This is a genomic window from Marinobacterium stanieri (assembly GCF_900155945.1).
GTDB lineage: Bacteria > Pseudomonadota > Gammaproteobacteria > Pseudomonadales > Balneatricaceae > Marinobacterium > Marinobacterium stanieri.
This window is the reverse complement of record NZ_FTMN01000006.1, coordinates 1-19,414: the sequence shown is the minus strand read 5'-3', so window position 1 is coordinate 19,414 and position 19,414 is coordinate 1. Positions and strand designations below refer to the sequence as shown.

Below are 19,414 nucleotides of genomic sequence, written 5' to 3'. Positions count from 1 at the left end.
GGTTTTTTTGTGAATTACAGACCACATGACAGCGGAGTAACGCATGGCATTGGCAGATCGCTGGTTGCTGCCCGACGGAATTATGGAGCTGCTGCCGCCACAGGCACGGCAGGTTGAGTTAATGCGCCGGAAGGTCCTGGACCTTTACCATCGCTGGGGTTACGAGCTGGTGATGCCGCCCATCGCGGAGCATCTCGAATCCCTGCTGACGGGTGTGGGTCATGATCTTGACCTGAACACCTTCAAGGTAACTGATCAGGTTAGCGGGCATACCTTGGGTGTGCGCGCCGATATGACACCTCAGGTGGCGCGCATTGATGCTCACCGTCTGCGCACGGAAGGCCCCAGCCGCCTGTGTTACTGCGGTTCAGTTCTGCACACACATCCTGCCAATATGCTGGCATCGCGCAACCCGCTGCAGTTGGGTGCCGAGCTTTATGGCCATGCCGGTTCCGACAGCGATGTCGAAGTCATCAGCATGATGCTGGAAACCCTGCGTGAAGTGGGTCTGGAGGCTACGATCAGCCTCGACCTGGGCCATGTGGGTATTTTCAGTCGTTTGATGGAGCTGTGCCAACTGACAGCTGAGCAGCAGGCCGATTATCAGGATATGCTGCAACGCAAGGCGCTGCCTGAGGTTGATCGCTTCGTCGCAGGTATTGACAGCGGTTCCGAGCAGACCCGTGAGTGGCTGCGTGAGCTGCCGCGCCTGAACGGCTCAGAGGCCGTGCTAGAGCGTGCAGGGCAGCTGTTTGGCCACGATGCCGCCTTGGCCGAAGCGATTCGCTATCTGGGTGATCTGGCGGCACGTGTTCAGGCGCGCTACCCGGAGGTCGAAGCCTATTTTGACCTCAGCGAGCTGCGTGGCTATCACTACCATACTGGTGTGGTGTTTGCGGCCTATACCCCGGAATATGGTCAGGCGCTGGCCAAGGGCGGTCGTTACGACAATATCGGTGAAGATTTCGGGCGTGCGCGCCCGGCGACAGGCTTCAGTGCTGATCTGAAAACCCTGTTGGATCTGGCCGGGTGCCTGGAGTTGCCGTCTGAATCGGTAATTTTTGCACCTGCAGGTGATGCTGAAGGGCTTCAGGCGGCTATCGCTGCGTTGCGCAGTGCAGGCGAGCGCGTTGTACAGCAGCTCGACGGTGAAACGATTTCTAACGGGCAGACTGGTCGGCATTTGGTTGCCGAGGCTGGTGCCTGGGTCGTCAAAGACCTCTAAGCGTTTTTTTTGAACTTTAAGAGTATTCGAGACAGCAATGGGTAAAAACGTCGTTGTTCTGGGCACCCAGTGGGGTGATGAAGGCAAGGGTAAGATCGTTGATCTGCTGACCGAGCAGGTTGCCGCCGTGGTCCGCTTCCAGGGTGGCCATAACGCAGGCCATACGCTGGTCATTGATGGTGAGAAGACCGTTCTGCACCTGATTCCCTCCGGCATTCTGCGTCAGAATGTTCTGTGCCTGATCGGTAATGGTGTGGTGCTGTCCCCGGACGCGCTGCTGAAAGAAATTGCCGAGCTGGAAGAGAAGGGTGTCCCGGTTCGTGACCGCCTCAAGCTGAGCCCGGCCTGTCCGCTGATCCTGGCGAGCCATGTTGCTCTGGACCAGGCCCGTGAACTGGCGCGCGGTAATGCCAAGATCGGTACAACCGGTCGCGGCATCGGTCCTGCCTATGAAGACAAGGTTGCACGCCGTGGTCTGCGCCTGGGTGATATGGCGGACCCCGAGCGTTTTGCAGCCAAGCTGAAGGATGTGCTGGAATATCATAACTTCATGCTGCAGAACTACTACAAAGTCGACGCCATCGACTTCCAGCAGACCTATGACAGCTGCATGGAAATGGCCAAGACACTGGTGCCGATGATCACTGACGTGACTGCCAAACTGCACGAGCTGCGCAAGCAGGGTGCAAGCATCATGTTTGAAGGTGCTCAGGGGTCTCTGCTGGATATCGACCACGGTACTTACCCGTTCGTAACCTCCTCCAACACAACGGCAGGTGGTACGTCCACCGGCAGTGGTTTTGGTCCGCTCTACCTAGACTACATTCTGGGCATCACCAAGGCTTACACAACGCGTGTAGGCGGCGGTCCTTTCCCGACCGAGCTGCATTGTGATGTGGGTCAGCGTCTGGCTGAGCGTGGTCACGAGTTCGGTGCGACTACAGGTCGTGCGCGTCGTTGTGGCTGGTTCGATGCCGTAGCACTCAAGCATGCGATACAGATCAACTCCGTTTCCGGTATCTGCCTGACCAAGCTGGATGTACTGGATGGTCTTGAGCAGATCAATATCTGTGTTGGCTACCAGGATGAAAACGGTAATCCGGTCAGCTCTCTGAGCGGCAGTGAAGACTACGAAGTCATCAAGCCGATCTACGAAGAAGTGGCTGGCTGGACTGATTCAACGGTGGGTGTTAAGTCTATCGATGAGCTGCCGGCCAATGCGCGCGCTTACATCACGCGTCTGGAGGAGCTGATTGAAGCGCCGATTGATATCATCTCGACCGGTCCGGATCGTAACGAAACGATTGTTCTGCGTGACCCGATGAGTGTCTGATTCCGGAACGCTGGATACAAAAAAAACCGCATCTTTCGATGCGGTTTTTTTATGCCCGGCCTGCAGGGCAGGCCGAAACGGAAGTGATTAACGCAGGCCTTCAGCTGTAGCAGGGTGTAGCGTGCGCAGCAGGGCCTTGAGCAGTTTGGCGTTACTGGTGATCAGATTGCCGCGCTCGTTGTACTGGTTGCCACCGGAGAAGTCGGATACCAGGCCGCCGGCTTCACGGATCAGCAGCAGGCCGGCTGAGAGCTCGGTGCTGTTGAGGCCGATCTGGTAAAAGCCGTCCAGGCGACCCGCTGCGGTGTAGGCCAGGCTCAATACCGGGGAGCCGCTGTTATGCAGGGTCGCGCCAACCTGCATGATTTCCTGCATCATGCGGGTGTGGGATTCGATCCAGGGCTTGTCGCTGCTGCGGGCATGGTAACCGGTGCCAATGATGGCGCCTTCAAGGCTGGTACGGTTGCTCACGCGCAGGCGTTTGCCGTTCAGCTGGGCACCCTTGCCGCGGCTGGCGGTGAACTCTTCGCCGAACATGGGGTTAAGAACCACGCAGTGTTCGGCGCGGCCGTTAACAAAACCGGTGATGCTGAGGGCAAACATCGGCAGGGCGTTGGAGAAGTTGGTCAGGCTGTCAATCGGGCTGACGTGCCATTCGCATTCACCGGGGCCTTCACCGATCGGGGCGTGGTGGCCGCTGTATTCGCCGATCAGGCTGTGATGCGGGTAAGCCTTCTGGATCTGAGTCACGATGGTGCCTTCTGCCTGCTGGCAGAGGTCACTGATGAACTTGGCCACATCGGCCTGTTCGGATTTGATCAAATCAAGGCGTTCCAAAGCGCGAGAGACCTGTTCACCTGCGGTGCGGGCAGCTCGCAGGGCAATATTAACCATTGGTTGCATCAGTGTTGGTGTCCAGTTTCAGAGTTGGCAAAGTCATATTGTAGCTTAGTACGGTGCTGCGCTGAACAGGTGGTCTTCAACTCGTCAATGATCTGTTAGAATACCCGCCTTTTAGCGGCGTATCTGAGATGTCTGATCACATTCGCATTGTACTGGTGAACACAACCCATCCGGGTAATATTGGTGGCGTGGCACGTGCCATGAAGAACATGGGGCTGAATGATCTCTGTTTGGTGAGCCCCAAGTGTTTTCCCCATCCGGATGCGGATGCGCGTGCCTCGGGTGCGACCGACGTGCTGGAGCAGGCGCAGGTTGTGGATAACCTCGATGAAGCGCTTGCCGACTGCGAACTGGTATTCGGCACCAGTGCGCGTGAGCGGCATATCCCCTGGCCGCTGGTTAATCCGCGCGAGCTGGCGGCGATTGCAGCACCCCTCAAGGGCAAGGCGCGAGTGGCGATTCTGTTCGGGCGCGAAGACCGTGGTTTGACCAATGAAGAATTGCAGCGTTGCCACCACCACGTGCATATTCCTGCGGTTGAAACGTTCAGCTCGCTGAATATTGCCGCTGCGGTGCAGGTCATTACTTACGAGCTGCGTATGGCTGAAGTGGCAGAAGAGCAGGCGGCGCGCCCGCAGTGGGGCACGGACTGGGATATTGAGCTGGCCCCTCAGCGAGAGCTGGAGCTGATGTTCGAGCATCTGGAGCGTACGCTGGTGAAGATTGATTTCCTCGATCCTGATAACCCTCGCCAGCTGATGCCGCGTCTGCGCCGGCTGTTGCAGCGAGCAGTGCCGGATAAGGTAGAAGTGAATGTGCTCAGGGGTATTTTGACCGCCATGGAGAAACAGGTCGCGCAGCCACAGCGAGGAGAGGGCGATGATTGAGCAAATGAAAGAAGACATACGTTCGGTATTTCACCGCGACCCGGCTGCCCGCAATGCTTTTGAAGTACTGACGGCCTATCCGGGGCTGCATGCCATCTGGTCGCACCGGGTGGCCAATGCCCTCTGGCGCCGTAACTTCAAATGGCTGGCCCGTATGGTATCCAACCTGGGGCGCTGGCTGACCGGGATAGAGATACATCCGGGCGCGACCATTGGTCGACGCTTTTTCATCGACCACGGTATGGGCGTGGTGATCGGTGAAACGGCCGAAATTGGTGATGATGTCACCCTGTATCACGGCGTTACCCTGGGTGGAACCAGCTGGAACAAGGGTAAGCGCCATCCGACCCTGGGCAATAATGTGGTTTGTGGTGCCGGTGCCAAGGTGTTGGGTCCGATCAATATAGGTGCAGGCGCCCGTGTTGGTTCCAATGCGGTGGTTACCCGGGATGTGCCCGAGGATGCCACGGTGGTGGGTATTCCGGGGCGTATCATCAAGCGTCAGCCGGAAGAGGAAAGCCCGGAAGAACTCAAGCGACGCCAGATGGCCGATAAGGTCGGCTTTGATGCCTATGCTGTAACCAAAGAGGTGTCTGATCCGGTGGCGCATGCCATTCGCTGCCTGCTGGATCATATGCAGGCGATGGATCACAAGGTTGACGGCATGGGTAAGGCGCTGTGTGAGCTTAAGCCCGAGTACTGCGATGAGCAGCTGCCGGAGCTGAAAAGTGAGGATTTTGAAGCGGCTGTAGATGATTGCAGTGGCATGCCGGGGCAATCCGATACGGAAGCGCCGGGCGAACAGGTTAAGGAAAAGACCGACTAAAATAGTCGGGTTAATAGTTGACTGGTTTACTGGGGAATTGCATAATGACCTCATGCTGTAAAGCGTGAATACGAGGATTGTTATGCGATTGACCACCAAGGGTCGCTACGCTGTGACCGCGATGCTGGACTTGGCCCTGCATGAAGGCAAGGGTCCGATTAGTCTGGCCGACATTTCCGAGCGGCAGGGGATTTCACTCTCCTACCTGGAGCAGCTTTTTGCCAAGCTGCGCCGCAATGAGTTGGTGCGCAGTGTGCGAGGCCCCGGCGGGGGTTATCAGCTCAAGCGCGAGCAGGGGCAGATCAATGTGGCCGAGGTCATTGATGCGGTCAACGAATCTGTCGATGCGACGGGATGTCAGCATAATGGCGGTTGCCAGGGCGGGGAAGTCTGTCTGACCCACCACCTTTGGTGTGACCTGAGTGACCAGATTCACGGTTTTTTGAGTAGCATCAGCCTGGCTGATCTGGTGGCCCGTCGCGACGTACAACAGGTTGCGGACCGTCAGCAGCGCCAGGTCGATCAACTGATTGCCAGCAGCACCAAACAACCAGCGCGTAACAAAGCAGCTGTGTGAGAGTTTTTGGAGAGACACGATGAAACTGCCGATCTATCTTGATTATGCCGCTACCACGCCGGTTGACCCGCGTGTGGCAGAGAAAATGACCGCTTGCCTGACTCTGGATGGCAACTTCGGTAACCCGGCATCTCGTTCTCACCTGTTCGGCTGGAAGGCCGAAGAGGCGGTGGAGAGTGCCCGCCGTCAGGTGGCCGATACGCTGGGCGCTGACCCGCGTGAAATTGTCTGGACATCCGGCGCGACCGAATCCGACAACCTGGCGATCAAGGGTGTGGCGCGTTTCTACAGCAAGAAAGGCAAGCACATTATTACATCCAAGATCGAGCATAAGGCCGTTCTGGATCCCTGCCGCCAGCTGGAGCGTGAAGGTTTCGAGGTGACCTACCTTGAGCCGAACAGCGATGGCATCATCGCGCCGCACCAGGTGTCTGAAGCGCTGCGCGACGACACCATTCTGGTATCGCTGATGCACGTGAACAACGAAATCGGCACCGTGACTGATATTGCCGCCATCGGTGAAATCACCCGTGCCAAGGGTGTTCTGTTCCATGTGGATGCGGCGCAGAGCGTAGGCAAACTGCCGATCGACCTGAAAGAGATGAAGGTTGATCTCATGTCGGTCTGTGCGCACAAGATTTATGGCCCCAAGGGTGTCGGTGCTCTCTACGTACGCCGCAAGCCGCGTGTACGTCTGGAAGCGTTGATCCATGGTGGCGGTCATGAGCGTGGCATGCGCTCGGGTACACTGCCGACCCACCAGATCGTGGGTATGGGTGAGGCTTTCCGTATTGCAACTGAAGATATGGAAGCCGAGCAGGCACGCCTAGAAACCTTGCGTCAGCGTCTGTGGAATGGCGTCAAGGATATGGAAGAGGTGCACATCAACGGTTCTACCGAACAGTATGTGCCGGGCGTTCTGAACATCAGCTTTGCCTTCGTTGAAGGTGAATCGTTGCTGATGTCCATCAAGGATCTGGCGGTGTCTTCCGGTTCCGCTTGTACATCTGCAAGCCTGGAACCGTCCTATGTGCTGCGTGCACTGGGCTTGAACGATGAGCTGGCGCACAGCTCGATTCGTTTTTCGCTGGGCCGTTTTACCACCGAAGAAGAGGTGGATTACGCCGTCGCACAGGTACGCACCGCAGTGGAGAAACTGCGTGAGTTGTCACCTCTGTGGGACATGTTTAAAGACGGCGTGGACCTGACCAAGGTCGAGTGGGTCCACCACTAAGGTCCGCAAGTAGAATAATTGGAGACTAGTCATGGCTTACAGTGAACAGGTAATTGATCATTACGAAAACCCGCGTAACGTCGGTAAGATGGACGCGGAAGACCCGCATGTCGGCACCGGTATGGTGGGTGCGCCCGCCTGTGGTGATGTCATGCGCCTGCAGATCAAGGTTAATGATGAGGGTGTCATCGAAGATGCGCGCTTCAAAACCTACGGCTGCGGTTCTGCCATCGCATCCAGCTCCCTGGTGACTGAATGGGTCAAGGGTATGACGCTGGATCAGGCGAGCGAGTTGAAAAACGCGACTATCGCTGAAGAACTGGCGCTGCCGCCGGTGAAAATTCACTGCTCGGTACTGGCTGAAGATGCCATCAAGGCCGCAGTGGACGACTACCGTAAGAAGCAGGATAAGTAATATACCGCAACGGGGAGCCTGGCTCCCCGTGAATGGGGTTTCTATGGCAATAAGCATGACACAGGCTGCGATCGATCACGTATCACGTTATCTGGAATCGCGTGGCCACGGTGAAGGTATTCGTCTCGGGGTAAGAACATCTGGTTGCTCGGGTATGGCCTACGTACTCGAGTTCGTTGACCAGAGCGAGTCGGAAGACGAGATCTTCGAATTTGGGGGCGTGAAAGTTGTGATCGACCCCAAGAGTCTGGCTTACCTGGACGGGACCGAGCTGGATTTTGTGCGTGAAGGGCTTAACGAAGGGTTTCAGTTCAACAACCCGAATGTCCGCAGCGAATGTGGCTGTGGTGAGAGCTTCAACGTCTGACCCGTTCGGGTGAATGAGGTCGGTATGGATATTACACGCAATTATTTTGAATTCCTGGGGCTGCCGGTTGGCTTTGATGTTGACCAGTCCCAGCTGTCCGAGCGTTACCGCTCACTGCAGCAGCAGCTGCACCCGGACCGCCATTCGCATCAGTCCGACCGCGAACAGCGTCTGGCCGTGCAGTACAGCACCTATCTGAATGAAGCGCTGGCGACACTCAAGTCCCCCCTCAAGCGCGCCCAGTACCTGCTTTCCCTGAAGGGGATCGATACCCTGTCCGATTCTCGCTCCCAGCTGGACCCCATGTTTTTAATGGAGCAGATGGAGTTGCGCGAGCGCGTTGCCGAAGCTGCCGATCACGCTGATCCCGAAGCCGAGCTTGAAGCGCTGGACCAGCAGGTTACCAAGGCTCTGAAACAGCTGCAGGCCGAATTTGCCCAGGCCTGGGCTGATGCCGCGCTGGAGCAGGCAGAGCAGGCGGTCCGCAAAATGCAATTTATGGTGAAGCTGCAGTCTGAAGTGGAAGCGCTGGAAGACAGACTGTTCGACGACTAACGGAATTTATATGGCACTGCTGCAAATAGCTGAACCCGGACAGAGTCCGGAGCCCCATGCCCGCAAACTGGCGGTGGGGATCGACCTGGGGACGACTAACTCGCTGGTAGCCACTGTGCGCAGCAGCGAAGCGGTTACCCTGCCGGATGCGCAGGGCAGTCATCTGCTGCCATCCGTGGTGCATTACACATCTGCCGGAGCCAGCGCCGTGGGTGCCGAGGCTCAGTCAGAAGCCATTCAGGACCCCTACAACACTATCAGTTCCGTTAAACGCCTCATGGGGCGTGGTGCTGAAGATGTTAAAGGCCTGGGTGAAACGCTGCCGTATCGCCTGACCGCTTCCGAGTCTGGCATGCCTTATCTGCAGACGGCTGCCGGAGACAAGAGCCCGGTGGAAGTGTCGGCCGATATTCTGGGTGCACTGAAGCAGCGCGCTGTTGACTCCCTTGGCGGTGAGCTGGAAGGCGTGGTCATTACGGTTCCTGCCTACTTTGATGATGCTCAGCGCCAGGCAACCAAAGATGCTGCCCAGTTGGCAGGTCTCAAAGTGTTGCGCCTGTTGAATGAACCGACGGCCGCTGCGGTGGCTTACGGCCTGGATCAGCAGGATGAAGGCGTCATCGCCGTTTATGATCTGGGTGGCGGTACCTTTGATATTTCGATTCTTCGCCTCAATAAGGGCGTGTTCGAAGTGCTTTCCACCGGCGGCGATACCGCGCTGGGTGGTGATGACTTTGACCGCCTGCTGGCGGAGCAGCTGCTGCAGGCGTCGGGTCTGGGCAACGCACTGAATGCCTCCTCCGCGCGTTCACTGACGGCGATGGCCCGGCGTATCAAGGAAGGGTTGAGTGCCAGCGACTCGGTGGTTGAGTCCATTGAGCTTGATGGCCGCAGCTTCAATGTTGAAGTGACACGCGAGCAGTTTGACGCGCTTATCGATCCGCTGGTCAAACGTACGTTGCGTACCTGTCGTCGCACCCTCAAGGATGCCGGCGTTGACGTTGATGAAGTGGTCGAAGTCGTTATGGTTGGCGGTTCGACTCGAGTGCCGCGTGTGCGCGAAGCCGTCGGTGAGTTCTTTGGCCGCCAGCCGCATATCGATATCGACCCGGACCGGGTTGTGGCTATTGGTGCGGCATTACAGGCTGATGTGCTGGTGGGCAACAAGCCGGACAGCGACATGCTGTTGCTGGACGTGATCCCGCTGTCTCTGGGTCTGGAAACCATGGGTGGCCTGGTGGAAAAGATTATCCACCGTAATACGGCCATTCCGGTGGCGCGTGCACAGGAATTTACCACCTACCAGGATGGCCAGACAGCCATGGCGATCCATGCTGTCCAGGGCGAACGTGAGCTGGTTCAGGATTGCCGTTCTTTGGCGCGTTTTGTCCTGCGTGACATCCCGCCGATGGCAGCAGGCGCTGCCAAGATCCGTGTGACCTTCCAGGTCGATGCAGATGGCCTGTTGAGTGTGTCGGCGGAAGAGTTGTCCACAGGGGCTGTCAGCAGCATTCAGGTCAAACCGTCCTATGGTTTGAGCGATGACGAAATCGCCCGCATGCTGAAAGAATCATACAGCCATGCTGAAGATGATCTGGAAGCGCGTAACCTGCGTGAGCAGCAGGTTGAAGCTGAGCGTATTATTGCCGCCTTGCGCGGGGCCATGGCCTCGGATGGTGACCTGCTGAGCGCCGATGAGGTTGCTCACCTGGAGCAGGCGATTGCCAAGCTGGCAGCATTGCTTGAGCAGGCTGATTATCGCCAGATTGAAGCGGGTATTGAAGAGTTGGCCAAGGCCAGCGACTTCTTTGCTTCGCGCCGTATGGACCAGAGCATCTCCCAGGCGTTGTCGGGTCATGCCATTGATGAAATTGAAAAGGAGACACACTGATGCCTCAAGTTATCTTTCTGCCGCATGAAGAGCTGTGCCCTGAGGGTAAGGTGATCGAGGCGGAAGCAGGGGTATCCATCTGTGATGTCGCTCTGCAGCACGGTGTCGAGATCGAGCACGCGTGCGAGAAGTCCTGCGCCTGCACCACTTGTCACGTGGTGGTGCGTGAGGGCTATGATTCCTTGAACGAAGCCGACGAGCTGGAAGATGACATGCTCGATAAGGCCTGGGGCCTGGAGCCCGAGTCCCGTTTGAGCTGTCAGGCACTGGTCGGAGATGAAGACCTGGTGGTGGAAATACCCAAGTACACCATCAACCAGGTATCGGAAAATCACTGAGGAGTGATGACATGGGCTTGAAATGGGTCGATGTAAACGACATCGCAATTGAACTGGCGGATACCTACCCGGAGCAGGACCCGCTCAAGATCAGCTTTCCAGACCTGTACACCAAGGTAATGGAGCTGGAAGAGTTCGATGACGATCCGGACCACTGCGGCGAGAAGATTCTGGAGGCCATTCAGATGGCCTGGATCGACGAGGCCGACTGAGTCCTGCGAAAAAGCCCGCCCAGCGGGCTTTTTCATTGCTGGTTGCCGGCTGTTCAGTGCAGGACGGTTTGCGTATAATGCTGCGCTTTATTGACCTATGTACTATAGATTGGGGTATTAAATCATGGCAGTTGAACGCACTCTTTCCATCATCAAGCCTGACGCTGTTGCCAAAAACGTGATCGGTGAAATCGAATCCCGTTTTGAAAAAGCCGGCCTGAAAATTGTTGAAATGCAGATGAAGCAGCTGAGCCAGGCTGACGCTGAAGGTTTCTACGCTGAGCACAAAGAACGTCCTTTCTTTGCTGATCTGGTTGCTTTCATGACCTCTGGTCCTGTTGTTGTACAGGTTCTGGAAGGTGAAAACGCTATCGCTCTGAACCGTGATCTGATGGGTGCAACTAACCCGCAGGAAGCTGCTGAAGGCACTATCCGTCGTGACTTCGCTGAGTCCATCGATGCGAATGCTGTACACGGCTCTGACTCTCCTGCCTCTGCTGAGCGTGAAATCGCTTACTTCTTCGGCGCCTGATTGCCGTCCCGGGTCGCCCCGCGGGGCGGCCTAACCCGTAACATGAGTGAACTCGACATGTCCGACTCCGCTACCAAGATCAACCTCCTGGGGCTGTCGCCTGCAAAATTGATAGCCTTTTTTGAACAGCAGGGTGAGAAGAAATTCCGTGCCACCCAGGTGCTCAAGTGGCTGCATCAGCAGGGTGCTTCCAGCTTCGATGAGATGACCAACATCAGTAAGGCCATGCGCGCCAAACTGGCTGAGGTTGCGGAAATCCGTGAGCCTGAAATCCTGCTCGACAAGACCTCCCGTGACGGTACCCGCAAGTGGGTTATCCGCATGGATGGCGGCTCGGCGATCGAGATGGTGTTGATACCTGACGGTGACCGCCGCACTCTGTGTGTGTCTTCCCAGGTAGGCTGTTCACTTGACTGCAGTTTTTGTTCTACCGGCAAACAAGGCTTCAACCGTAACCTGTCGACGGCAGAGATTATTGCCCAGTTGCGTGTTGCCATCCGCTCCTGTGGCCCCTTTGAGCCGTCCAAGCGTCATGTCACCAATGTGGTGATGATGGGCATGGGCGAGCCCTTGATGAATTTTGAAAACGTTGTCGATGCCACTCAGTTGATGATGGATGACAACGCCTATGGTTTGTCCAAGCGTCGTGTGACCCTGAGTACAGCCGGTGTTGTTCCGGCCCTGGATAAATTGAGCCAGGTCAGTGATGTGTCACTGGCGATTTCATTGCACGCGCCCAATAATGAGCTGCGCGACCAGCTGGTACCCATCAACAAGCGCTACCCGATTGAGGAGCTGATTGCGGCCAGTAACCGCTATCTTGAGAGCCTTCCTGACAAGCGTGCGGCGACTGTCGAATACACACTGATTGATGGTGTAAATGATCAGCCGGAACATGCCCGCGAGCTGGCGAAACTGCTGAAGCAGCTGCCCTGCAAGCTGAACCTGATTCCGTTCAACCCTTTCCCGAACTCGGGTTATCGCCGTCCCAGTGAACAGGCTATTCAGCGTTTCAAGGATATCCTGGTGCGTGCGTCCATTATTACCACGGTACGACGTACGCGCGGTGACGATGTAGATGCGGCCTGTGGCCAGCTGGTTGGGCAGGTAGAGGACCGCACCCGCCGTAGCCAAAAATACATTCCTGTGGTACAAGAAGAGCCTGCTCAAGGGAAGATGTCACAGGTATAAGGGGGATGTGTGAAAGGGTCCGGTTTGGTTGTACTGCTTGCAACGGCGGTGCTGTTGTCCGGTTGCGCCTCAAACACTGCCAATACGGCAGCGGGGCGTAGTACCGAAGAGACCCTGGAGGCCTATACGAATTTAGGTGTTCAGTATCTGCAAGCAGGAAACACGGTCAGTGCAAAGCTATCCCTTCAACGTGCGCTAAATCTTAACAGCAACCACGCGCCTGCTTTAAGTGCATTGGCACTCACGTTCCAGGCGGAACAGGAGTTTGGTCTTGCTGAAAAGTATTTCTTACTAGCATTGGAAGCTGATCCTGACTCTGCTCGTGTCCATAATAATTATGGTGCTTTTTTATATTCGCAGGAGCGGTATGAAGCTGCTTGTTCGCAGCTGCGTCGGGCAACAACGGATCCATTTTACAGCGGTCGAGCTCAAGCGCTTGAAAATTTGGGCCGATGTAATGAGTTTATCGGAAACAAGAGTAAAGCTGCGGAGTCGTACAAGCGAGCGCTTGCAATAAATGGAAACAGGCCAGTATCACTGGTAAATTTGGGCTTGATTGAAATAGAGAACGGCGAAATAGCATCAGCATCAAGAAGGTTCGGTCGTTTTCTTGAATTGGTCGAGGCAAACCGTACCGATCATACCGCTGCCAGCCTTTGGCTGGGTATTCAGCTGGCCCGCGTCGAACGCAACACCTCCAAGGCATCGACCTACGCCCTCATTCTAAAAAACACCTATCCTAACTCGGCGGAATACCGACGTTATGAGGAGAGTACACAGTGAGTGAGCTTGACCCGACTGTCACGACTCCGCTGGCATTTCCTGGTGAACAGCTCAGGGAAGCGCGTGAACGTCATGGCATCAGTATTGATCAGGTTTGTAACCAGCTGCACCTGCATGCGGCAACTGTAGCAGCAATTGAAGCCTCTGATATCGACCGACTCAAGGATCCGGTTTTTACCCGCGGGTATATCCGTGCCTATGCCAATTACCTGAAACTGGACCCGAAGCCGTTTGTGGATGCCTACAACCAGGCAACAGGGCAGCAGACAACGTCTGCTGACGTCAAAGCTATTGGCACCGTATCGATGGTGCCCGGTCGTCGTCAGGGCCATCCGGTACTCAAGATCGGTAGCTGGCTGTTTTTGCTTGCGCTGATCGCGGTATTTGTCTGGTGGTGGCAGGCGCAGTATGGCGTTAATGATAATGCCGGTTTGTCATCTCTGGACGAGCCCGTATCTGTTGAAACGACGGATGGCAATACACTGGTACTGCCGTCAGTCGAAGAAGAGGAAGCGCCACTGCCGGAGGTTGAGCCTCTGGCGCCTGAGGCTTCCGGTACAGAGACAACCGATACGCTGTCGAATCAGGATGATCAGTCCGCAGAGGGCATGACGGATACAGCTGCAGGCTCTTCTGAGCAGGCTGCTTTAGAGCCTGAAGTGGATACAGCCAGCGCAGAGGCAGCTAACGAGGAAACTGCTGCGGGTGATGTTGAGAGTCCGGTACAGGCTGCTGTGGAGCCAGAAGTGTCCCAGGGTTTGGTGATTTCGCTGGTGGATGATTGCTGGCTGGATATCAAGGCGTCCAATGGCCGCTCGCTTTACTCAGGAGTCGCCAAGGCCGGTACCACACTGGAGCTTGAGGGTGAAGAGCCTCTGGCTGTTGTGGTCGGTCGTGTCAGCGCAGTAGAAGAATTCAGCTATGCGGGTCGTACTATTGATCTGGCCGCGCGTTCTCGTGAAGGCGTCGCTCGCCTGTCACTCCCGCTGTAAGAATATTCGCATTTCAGTTAACAGGAACAACACGTTTTGAGCAAGATTAAAGCCATTCGCGGTATGAATGACATCCTGCCGGATCAAACACCGGTCTGGCAGTACCTGGAAAACACGGTCAAGACGGTTCTCGGTGGCTATGGCTACTCCGAAATTCGCATGCCGATCGTTGAGCAAACCGATCTGTTCAAGCGTTCAATCGGCGAAGTAACGGATATCGTTGAAAAGGAGATGTATACCTTCGACGATCGTAACGGTGAAAGCCTGACCTTGCGCCCAGAGGGTACAGCCTGCTGCGTACGTGCAGGTGAAGAGCATGGCATGCTTTACAACCAGGCCCAGCGTCTCTGGTACCAGGGTCCCATGTTCCGTTATGAAAAACCGCAGAAAGGCCGTTACCGCCAGTTTCATCAGGTGGGTGTTGAGGCCTTCGGAATGGCGGGGCCTGATATCGATGCCGAGCTGATCCTTATTTCAGCAGCGCTCTGGCGTGAGCTGGGCATGAGTGATGCGGTCGTTCTGCAGTTGAACTCACTGGGCAGCAACCAGGCCCGTGCCGAGTACAAGGATGCGCTGGTTGCTTATCTGAACCAGCACTTCGATAGACTGGATGAAGACAGTCAACGTCGACTGGAAAGCAATCCGCTGCGTATCCTTGACAGCAAAAACGAACAGACCCGTGAAATTCTGGAAAACGCGCCGGTTCTGAGCGAGTACCTGGATGAAGAATCCCGTCAGGATTTTGAACAGTTGTGCGCCGTGCTGGATGCGGCCGGTATCCGTTATGAGGTGAACCCTTATCTGGTGCGCGGTCTGGATTACTACTGCAAGACCGTTTTCGAATGGGTTACCGATAAACTCGGTGCTCAGGGTACGGTATGCGCCGGCGGTCGTTATGACGGTCTGGTCAAGCAGCTGGGTGGCAAGCCTACGCCGGCGGTTGGTTTCGCCATGGGTATTGAGCGCCTGATTTTGTTGCTGGAAACCCTCGAGGTTGTGCCGGCAACTGTACGCCAGACGTTTGATCTATATCTGGCAGCTGAACACAAGGGTATTCAGTCTGATGTGATGTTGCTGGCCGAGCGCCTGCGTCGCGAAGTTCCCGGTTTGCGTGTGCGTGTTCACTGTGCCGGGCTGAAGAATATCGCCAACAAGGCCAAGCAGACCGGTGCGCCGGCGATTGCCTTGCTGCGGTCAGATGCGGACAAGGGGGCTTTGCTTTCCCTGTGGCATGATGAAGAGACTGCGTACGACCTGTCACCAGAGCAGCTGGTTGCAGAGTTGACCCGCATCTTTGCCTGATCGGGTGCGTCCCATTACAAGAGTTAGGAGTTAATCGTGGCAGAACTGCGAACGGAAGAAGAACAGATCAACGCACTCAAAAACTGGTGGAACGAAAATGGCAAGTCACTGGTGCTGGGTGTTGCCGCGGCTATTGCGCTGGTAGTGGGCTGGCAGGCATGGCAGACACGTCAGGAGCAGCAGGCCGCAGCCGCATCCGTCCTGTACCAGAACCTGTCTGAAGCAGTTCAGCTTGCCAGTGTACAGGCAGATGACAGCCAGTACGCCACAGCGAAGCATTTGGCCGAACAGCTGAAGCAGGAGCATGAAGGAACCGCCTATGCGCGTTTTGCCGCGCTCGCGCTTGCGGCAGCTGCGGTTCGCCAGGAAGACTATGCTCAGGCGAGCACCGAGCTGGACTGGGCAATTGCGGCTGCCGATGAGACTGATGATATCTCGCGCGTTGCAACCCTGCGCAAGGCTGCATTGCTGCAGCAACAGTCTGAAGAGCAGGCGGCGGTTACGTTGCTGAAGTCTCTTGATGCCGGCACCTTTGAAGCCGAGCGTCAGGAATTGCTGGGCGACGTGCTCAAGGCTCAGGGTCAGAATGAGCAGGCGTTTGCAGCCTATGAAGCGGCACTGGAAGCAGCGGGTGGCGAACAGCTGCGTCCGTTGTTGAAAATGAAACGTGATGATCTGGTGGGAGCTAGCTCATGAAACCGGGACTCAAGCGTCTGGCGCTGGTGACAGGGATCAGTATTGCATTGTCCGGATGTGGCATGTTCAGTTCGGAAACACCGGTCGACGCACCGTCGCCGCTGGTCGAGTTTGAAGCCGAGCAGAGCCTGGTCGAGCTTTGGAGTGTCGATGTCGGTGGAGATCTGGGTGAGCTTTATCACCAGTTCCGACCTTCGATTTCCGATGGGCGTATCTTCGCTACCAGCGCCGAAGGTGATCTGGTCGCAGCGAACGTGGATAGCGGTGAGGTGATCTGGCGTCAGGAGCTGGATACCGATGTGATTGGTGGCGTGGGTGCCGGCAACGGTCTGGTACTGTTCAGTACGCTGGAAGGTGAAGTGATTGCGCTTTCCGCAGACGATGGTAGCGAGCGCTGGCGTTTCCAGGCGGGGTCAGAAGTGACCGCGCAGCCGCAGATGAATGCTGAGCTGGTGGTGATACAGCAGCTGGATGGGAAGCTGGTTGCACTGGATGTGGATACGGGTGAAAAGCGCTGGAGCTATGACAGCCAGATTCCGCGTCTTAGTCTGCGCGGTACCAGTGCCCCGATTGTGGCGGCTGACCTGACGCTGGCGGCATTTGCCAATGGCAAAATGGTTGCTGTGGATAACGCCAATGGTCGCCAGGTATGGGAGCAGCGCATCTCACTGGCGGAAGGGCGTTCTGAACTGGAGCGTATCGTTGATATCGATGCTCAGCCGCTGGTCTATAACCGCCTGGTATACACAGCCTCTTACCAGGGCCGTCTTGCCGCAATCAGTCCAGGCAACGGCCAGATTGTCTGGGCGCGTGACCTTTCCAGCTACCGTGGCCTGGCCGGAGGCTTTGGCAACATTTACGCCGTTACGGATAACAGCAGCGTTCAGGCATTTGATGCACGCAGCAATGCCAGTGTCTGGCAGCAGGATGATCTGCTGCACCGTGGCCTGACTTCGCCTGTAGCACTGGGTAACTCAATTCTGGTTGGTGACAGCGAAGGCTATCTGCATGCTCTGTCACAGGTGGATGGCCATTTGACGGCACGTTACCGTGTAGACTCCTCCGGACTGCAGGGTGATCTGCTGGTACGGGACGATGTGCTCTACGCGTTGAGTAATGATGGCCGTCTGGTTGCGCTGAAACTACAATAACCGTGATCTTTATTAATTTCCGGCGGCCTCTGCATTGGCAGGGTGCCGCCGTGTTGTTTTCAGGTAAAACATTATGCTGCCCGTAATTGCTTTGGTAGGTCGTCCCAATGTGGGTAAATCGACCCTTTTTAATCGTCTGACCCGCTCGCGTGATGCGCTGGTCGCTGACCTGCCGGGGCTGACTCGAGATCGTAAGTACGGTGAGGGCCGTCTTGGCAACTGTGACTATATCGTCATCGATACGGGTGGTATCTCTGGGGATGAAGACGGCATCGATCAGCGCATGGCGGAGCAGTCGCTGCAGGCGATTGATGAAGCCAACATCGTTCTGTTCCTGGTAGACGGTCGTGCCGGCCTGAACCCGGCGGATGAGATGATTGCCAATCATCTGCGTCGTCAGGAAAAAGAGTGCTGGCTGGTCGTGAACAAGACCGATGGCATCGATCCTGATGTGGCCATGGCGGACTTCTATGCCCTCGGTATTGGTCAACCGGTACCGATTGCCGCTTCCCATGGCCGTAATGTCACCATGTTGATGGATGAAGTCCTGGCGCCGTTTATCGTTGAAGAAGATGAAGAGGCGGAAGGCGAGCAGGAGCACGATGACAGCATCCGCATCGCTATTGTTGGTCGCCCCAATGTCGGCAAGTCCACCTTGGTCAACCGCATGCTGGGTGAAGACCGTGTTGTTGTGTACGACCAGGCCGGAACCACCCGTGACAGCATCTATATTCCTTATGAGCGTGATGGCCAGGATTACACCCTGATTGATACGGCGGGTGTCCGCCGGCGCAAGAATATCAAGGAAGCAGTGGAGAAGTTTTCCATTGTAAAGACGCTGCAGGCGATAAAGGATGCCAATGTTGTTGTCAGCGTTATTGATGCGCGTGAAGGGGTCACCGAGCAGGACCTGAGCATGCTGGGTTTTGTCATTGACTCCGGTCGAGCCCTGGTAGTCACCCTTAATAAATGGGATGGCATGACGGCGGAAGATCGCGAGCATGTTAAAACGCAGGTCGAGCGTCGTCTTGAATTTGCCGGTTTTGCACGCTTTCACTTCATTTCTGCGCTGCATGGTACCGGGGTGGGGAATCTCTATGACTCCATTAATGAAGCCTACGACTGTGCAATGGCCAAGTGGTCAACCAATCAGTTGACCAAGCTGCTGGAAGATGTGGTGGCCGACCATCAGCCGCCAGCGGTGAATAACCGTCGTATTAAGCTGCGTTATGCGCACCAGGGTGGATCCAATCCGCCGATTATCGTGGTGCATGGTAACCAGACCAACGCACTGCCGGGCTCCTATAAGCGTTACCTGGAAAACCGTTTCATCAAGTACCTGAAGATAAAAGGTACGCCGATCCGGTTTGAATTCCGCACCAGCGATAACCCCTTTGCCGGTAAGAAGAACACCCTGACACCACGTCAGCTGGCGAAGAAAGAACGTAGCCGTCAGCACGTCAAGGATTTGAAGCACAGAGCCAAGAAAAAGGCACGCGGCAAGTAATCATCACAACGGGCACCCATGGGTGCCCGTTGTCGTTTCTGTTCTACTCTTCTATATGTGTATAGGCTGAGATCATTTGAGCGGGACTCCTTGGTTGCCTTTTGAAGCCCTTTCACCTTTTTGAAATTAATTTACACAAAACAGTTGACGCCCCATCTCATGTCTGTAGAATTCGCCTCCTCGCTTGAGACGACAGGGTTCACGCAACACTGAACGGCTCGAGAGAGAAGGAGATAAGCTCTTGAAATCACTTAGATTTATGATGTAGAATTTGCCTCCTTGGTTTTAACCGCTTCGTTGTTTGAGTGCTTCGGCACTGAAACAAAAAACGAAAAAACGGTTGACACCGAATGAGGATGCGGTAAGATACGCGCCTCGCTTGAGACAACAGGTTCTGCCACACGGCAGGTTGCTCAAGCCCGCTCTTTAACAAATTGATCAGGTAATATGTGTGGGCGCTTGTCAGGATTGAGCACACAAAGCTTAATCAAGGCAAG

General features: G+C 55.8%; 21 protein-coding genes. 20 read left to right on the top strand and 1 reads right to left on the bottom strand.

Annotated features, from left to right (window positions below; translation table 11 throughout):
* The first annotated feature begins 43 nt into the window (after positions 1-43).
* Positions 44-1,225, top strand: a complete 1,182-nt coding sequence (locus tag BW956_RS13565) for an ATP phosphoribosyltransferase regulatory subunit (protein WP_076463216.1) — start codon at positions 44-46, stop codon at positions 1,223-1,225.
* A 37-nt stretch (positions 1,226-1,262) separates the two neighbouring features.
* Positions 1,263-2,558 carry an adenylosuccinate synthase gene (locus tag BW956_RS13560; protein WP_076463215.1) on the top strand — a complete coding sequence of 432 codons (1,296 nt, stop codon included), beginning with the start codon at positions 1,263-1,265 and terminating at the stop codon, positions 2,556-2,558.
* 87 nt (positions 2,559-2,645) lie between these two features.
* Here BW956_RS13560 and BW956_RS13555 read toward each other — a convergent pair whose 3' ends face one another.
* Complete coding sequence (locus BW956_RS13555) at positions 2,646-3,461, bottom strand: inositol monophosphatase family protein (RefSeq protein WP_029511017.1); 816 nt, start codon at positions 3,459-3,461, stop codon at positions 2,646-2,648.
* Between the two features lie 128 nt (positions 3,462-3,589).
* Here BW956_RS13555 and BW956_RS13550 point away from each other — a divergent pair, with 128 nt between their 5' ends.
* The 18 genes from BW956_RS13550 to der all read left to right on the top strand — a co-directional run bounded on the left by BW956_RS13550 (position 3,590) and on the right by der (position 18,917).
* Positions 3,590-4,348 carry an RNA methyltransferase gene (locus BW956_RS13550; protein WP_076463214.1) on the top strand — a complete coding sequence of 253 codons (759 nt, stop codon included), beginning with the start codon at positions 3,590-3,592 and terminating at the stop codon, positions 4,346-4,348.
* Positions 4,341-5,174 (top strand): serine O-acetyltransferase, encoded by an 834-nt coding sequence (gene cysE / locus BW956_RS13545; RefSeq protein ID WP_076463213.1) that lies wholly within the window; start codon positions 4,341-4,343, stop codon positions 5,172-5,174. The genes BW956_RS13550 and cysE overlap by 8 nt, the downstream gene beginning before the upstream one ends.
* Before the next feature lie 82 nt (positions 5,175-5,256).
* The gene (gene iscR / locus BW956_RS13540) at positions 5,257-5,751 is read left to right on the top strand and encodes a Fe-S cluster assembly transcriptional regulator IscR (RefSeq protein WP_010322507.1); all 495 of its coding nucleotides are present in this window, start codon (positions 5,257-5,259) and stop codon (positions 5,749-5,751) included.
* 19 nt (positions 5,752-5,770) lie between these two features.
* Positions 5,771-6,985: an IscS subfamily cysteine desulfurase gene (locus BW956_RS13535; protein WP_076463212.1), complete on the top strand. Its 1,215-nt coding sequence runs from the start codon at positions 5,771-5,773 to the stop codon at positions 6,983-6,985.
* Between the two features lie 31 nt (positions 6,986-7,016).
* The gene (gene iscU / locus BW956_RS13530; protein WP_010322505.1) at positions 7,017-7,400 is read left to right on the top strand and encodes a Fe-S cluster assembly scaffold IscU; all 384 of its coding nucleotides are present in this window, start codon (positions 7,017-7,019) and stop codon (positions 7,398-7,400) included.
* A 43-nt stretch (positions 7,401-7,443) separates the two neighbouring features.
* Entirely contained in the window at positions 7,444-7,767 is a 324-nt protein-coding gene (gene iscA / locus BW956_RS13525; RefSeq protein ID WP_076463211.1) for an iron-sulfur cluster assembly protein IscA, read from the top strand.
* 24 nt (positions 7,768-7,791) lie between these two features.
* On the top strand, positions 7,792-8,322 hold the full coding sequence (hscB, locus tag BW956_RS13520; protein ID WP_076463210.1) for a Fe-S protein assembly co-chaperone HscB: 531 nt from the start codon (positions 7,792-7,794) through the stop codon (positions 8,320-8,322).
* 10 nt (positions 8,323-8,332) lie between these two features.
* Complete coding sequence (gene hscA / locus BW956_RS13515) at positions 8,333-10,213, top strand: Fe-S protein assembly chaperone HscA (protein ID WP_076463209.1); 1,881 nt, start codon at positions 8,333-8,335, stop codon at positions 10,211-10,213.
* On the top strand, positions 10,213-10,551 hold the full coding sequence (gene fdx / locus BW956_RS13510) for an ISC system 2Fe-2S type ferredoxin (protein WP_010322501.1): 339 nt from the start codon (positions 10,213-10,215) through the stop codon (positions 10,549-10,551). The genes hscA and fdx overlap by 1 nt, the downstream gene beginning before the upstream one ends.
* An 11-nt stretch (positions 10,552-10,562) precedes the next feature.
* Positions 10,563-10,763 (top strand): Fe-S cluster assembly protein IscX, encoded by a 201-nt coding sequence (gene iscX, locus BW956_RS13505; protein WP_175612016.1) that lies wholly within the window; start codon positions 10,563-10,565, stop codon positions 10,761-10,763.
* Between the two features lie 124 nt (positions 10,764-10,887).
* The gene (gene ndk / locus BW956_RS13500; RefSeq protein WP_076463208.1) at positions 10,888-11,295 is read left to right on the top strand and encodes a nucleoside-diphosphate kinase; all 408 of its coding nucleotides are present in this window, start codon (positions 10,888-10,890) and stop codon (positions 11,293-11,295) included.
* A gap of 57 nt (positions 11,296-11,352) precedes the next feature.
* Positions 11,353-12,486: a dual-specificity RNA methyltransferase RlmN gene (rlmN, locus tag BW956_RS13495; RefSeq protein WP_076463207.1), complete on the top strand. Its 1,134-nt coding sequence runs from the start codon at positions 11,353-11,355 to the stop codon at positions 12,484-12,486.
* Positions 12,487-12,495: 9 nt separating this feature from the next.
* Positions 12,496-13,269, top strand: a complete 774-nt coding sequence (gene pilW / locus BW956_RS13490; protein ID WP_010322497.1) for a type IV pilus biogenesis/stability protein PilW — start codon at positions 12,496-12,498, stop codon at positions 13,267-13,269.
* A complete protein-coding gene (locus BW956_RS13485; RefSeq protein WP_076463206.1) occupies positions 13,266-14,261 on the top strand; it encodes a RodZ domain-containing protein in 996 nt (331 codons plus the stop codon). Before pilW ends, BW956_RS13485 begins: the two co-directional genes overlap by 4 nt.
* 63 nt (positions 14,262-14,324) lie before the next feature.
* Positions 14,325-15,563 (top strand): histidine--tRNA ligase, encoded by a 1,239-nt coding sequence (hisS, locus tag BW956_RS13480; protein ID WP_217695137.1) that lies wholly within the window; start codon positions 14,325-14,327, stop codon positions 15,561-15,563.
* A gap of 36 nt (positions 15,564-15,599) precedes the next feature.
* Complete coding sequence (locus BW956_RS13475; RefSeq protein ID WP_076463204.1) at positions 15,600-16,259, top strand: YfgM family protein; 660 nt, start codon at positions 15,600-15,602, stop codon at positions 16,257-16,259.
* Positions 16,256-17,410, top strand: coding sequence for an outer membrane protein assembly factor BamB (gene bamB / locus BW956_RS13470; RefSeq protein WP_076463203.1), 1,155 nt, complete (start codon positions 16,256-16,258; stop codon positions 17,408-17,410). Before BW956_RS13475 ends, bamB begins: the two co-directional genes overlap by 4 nt.
* A gap of 73 nt (positions 17,411-17,483) precedes the next feature.
* Complete coding sequence (der, locus tag BW956_RS13465) at positions 17,484-18,917, top strand: ribosome biogenesis GTPase Der (protein ID WP_076463202.1); 1,434 nt, start codon at positions 17,484-17,486, stop codon at positions 18,915-18,917.
* Positions 18,918-19,414: the final 497 nt, after the last annotated feature.

Coding starts and splice junctions, on each gene's coding strand:
- BW956_RS13565 (WP_076463216.1), top strand. CDS start 44: ATGGCATTGGCAGATCGCTGGTTGCTGCCCGACGGAATTATGGAGCTG.
- BW956_RS13560 (WP_076463215.1), top strand. CDS start 1,263: ATGGGTAAAAACGTCGTTGTTCTGGGCACCCAGTGGGGTGATGAAGGC.
- BW956_RS13555 (WP_029511017.1), bottom strand. CDS start 3,461: ATGCAACCAATGGTTAATATTGCCCTGCGAGCTGCCCGCACCGCAGGT.
- BW956_RS13550 (WP_076463214.1), top strand. CDS start 3,590: ATGTCTGATCACATTCGCATTGTACTGGTGAACACAACCCATCCGGGT.
- cysE (WP_076463213.1), top strand. CDS start 4,341: ATGATTGAGCAAATGAAAGAAGACATACGTTCGGTATTTCACCGCGAC.
- iscR (WP_010322507.1), top strand. CDS start 5,257: ATGCGATTGACCACCAAGGGTCGCTACGCTGTGACCGCGATGCTGGAC.
- BW956_RS13535 (WP_076463212.1), top strand. CDS start 5,771: ATGAAACTGCCGATCTATCTTGATTATGCCGCTACCACGCCGGTTGAC.
- iscU (WP_010322505.1), top strand. CDS start 7,017: ATGGCTTACAGTGAACAGGTAATTGATCATTACGAAAACCCGCGTAAC.
- iscA (WP_076463211.1), top strand. CDS start 7,444: ATGGCAATAAGCATGACACAGGCTGCGATCGATCACGTATCACGTTAT.
- hscB (WP_076463210.1), top strand. CDS start 7,792: ATGGATATTACACGCAATTATTTTGAATTCCTGGGGCTGCCGGTTGGC.
- hscA (WP_076463209.1), top strand. CDS start 8,333: ATGGCACTGCTGCAAATAGCTGAACCCGGACAGAGTCCGGAGCCCCAT.
- fdx (WP_010322501.1), top strand. CDS start 10,213: ATGCCTCAAGTTATCTTTCTGCCGCATGAAGAGCTGTGCCCTGAGGGT.
- iscX (WP_175612016.1), top strand. CDS start 10,563: ATGGGCTTGAAATGGGTCGATGTAAACGACATCGCAATTGAACTGGCG.
- ndk (WP_076463208.1), top strand. CDS start 10,888: ATGGCAGTTGAACGCACTCTTTCCATCATCAAGCCTGACGCTGTTGCC.
- rlmN (WP_076463207.1), top strand. CDS start 11,353: ATGTCCGACTCCGCTACCAAGATCAACCTCCTGGGGCTGTCGCCTGCA.
- hisS (WP_217695137.1), top strand. CDS start 14,325: ATGAATGACATCCTGCCGGATCAAACACCGGTCTGGCAGTACCTGGAA.
- bamB (WP_076463203.1), top strand. CDS start 16,256: ATGAAACCGGGACTCAAGCGTCTGGCGCTGGTGACAGGGATCAGTATT.
- der (WP_076463202.1), top strand. CDS start 17,484: ATGCTGCCCGTAATTGCTTTGGTAGGTCGTCCCAATGTGGGTAAATCG.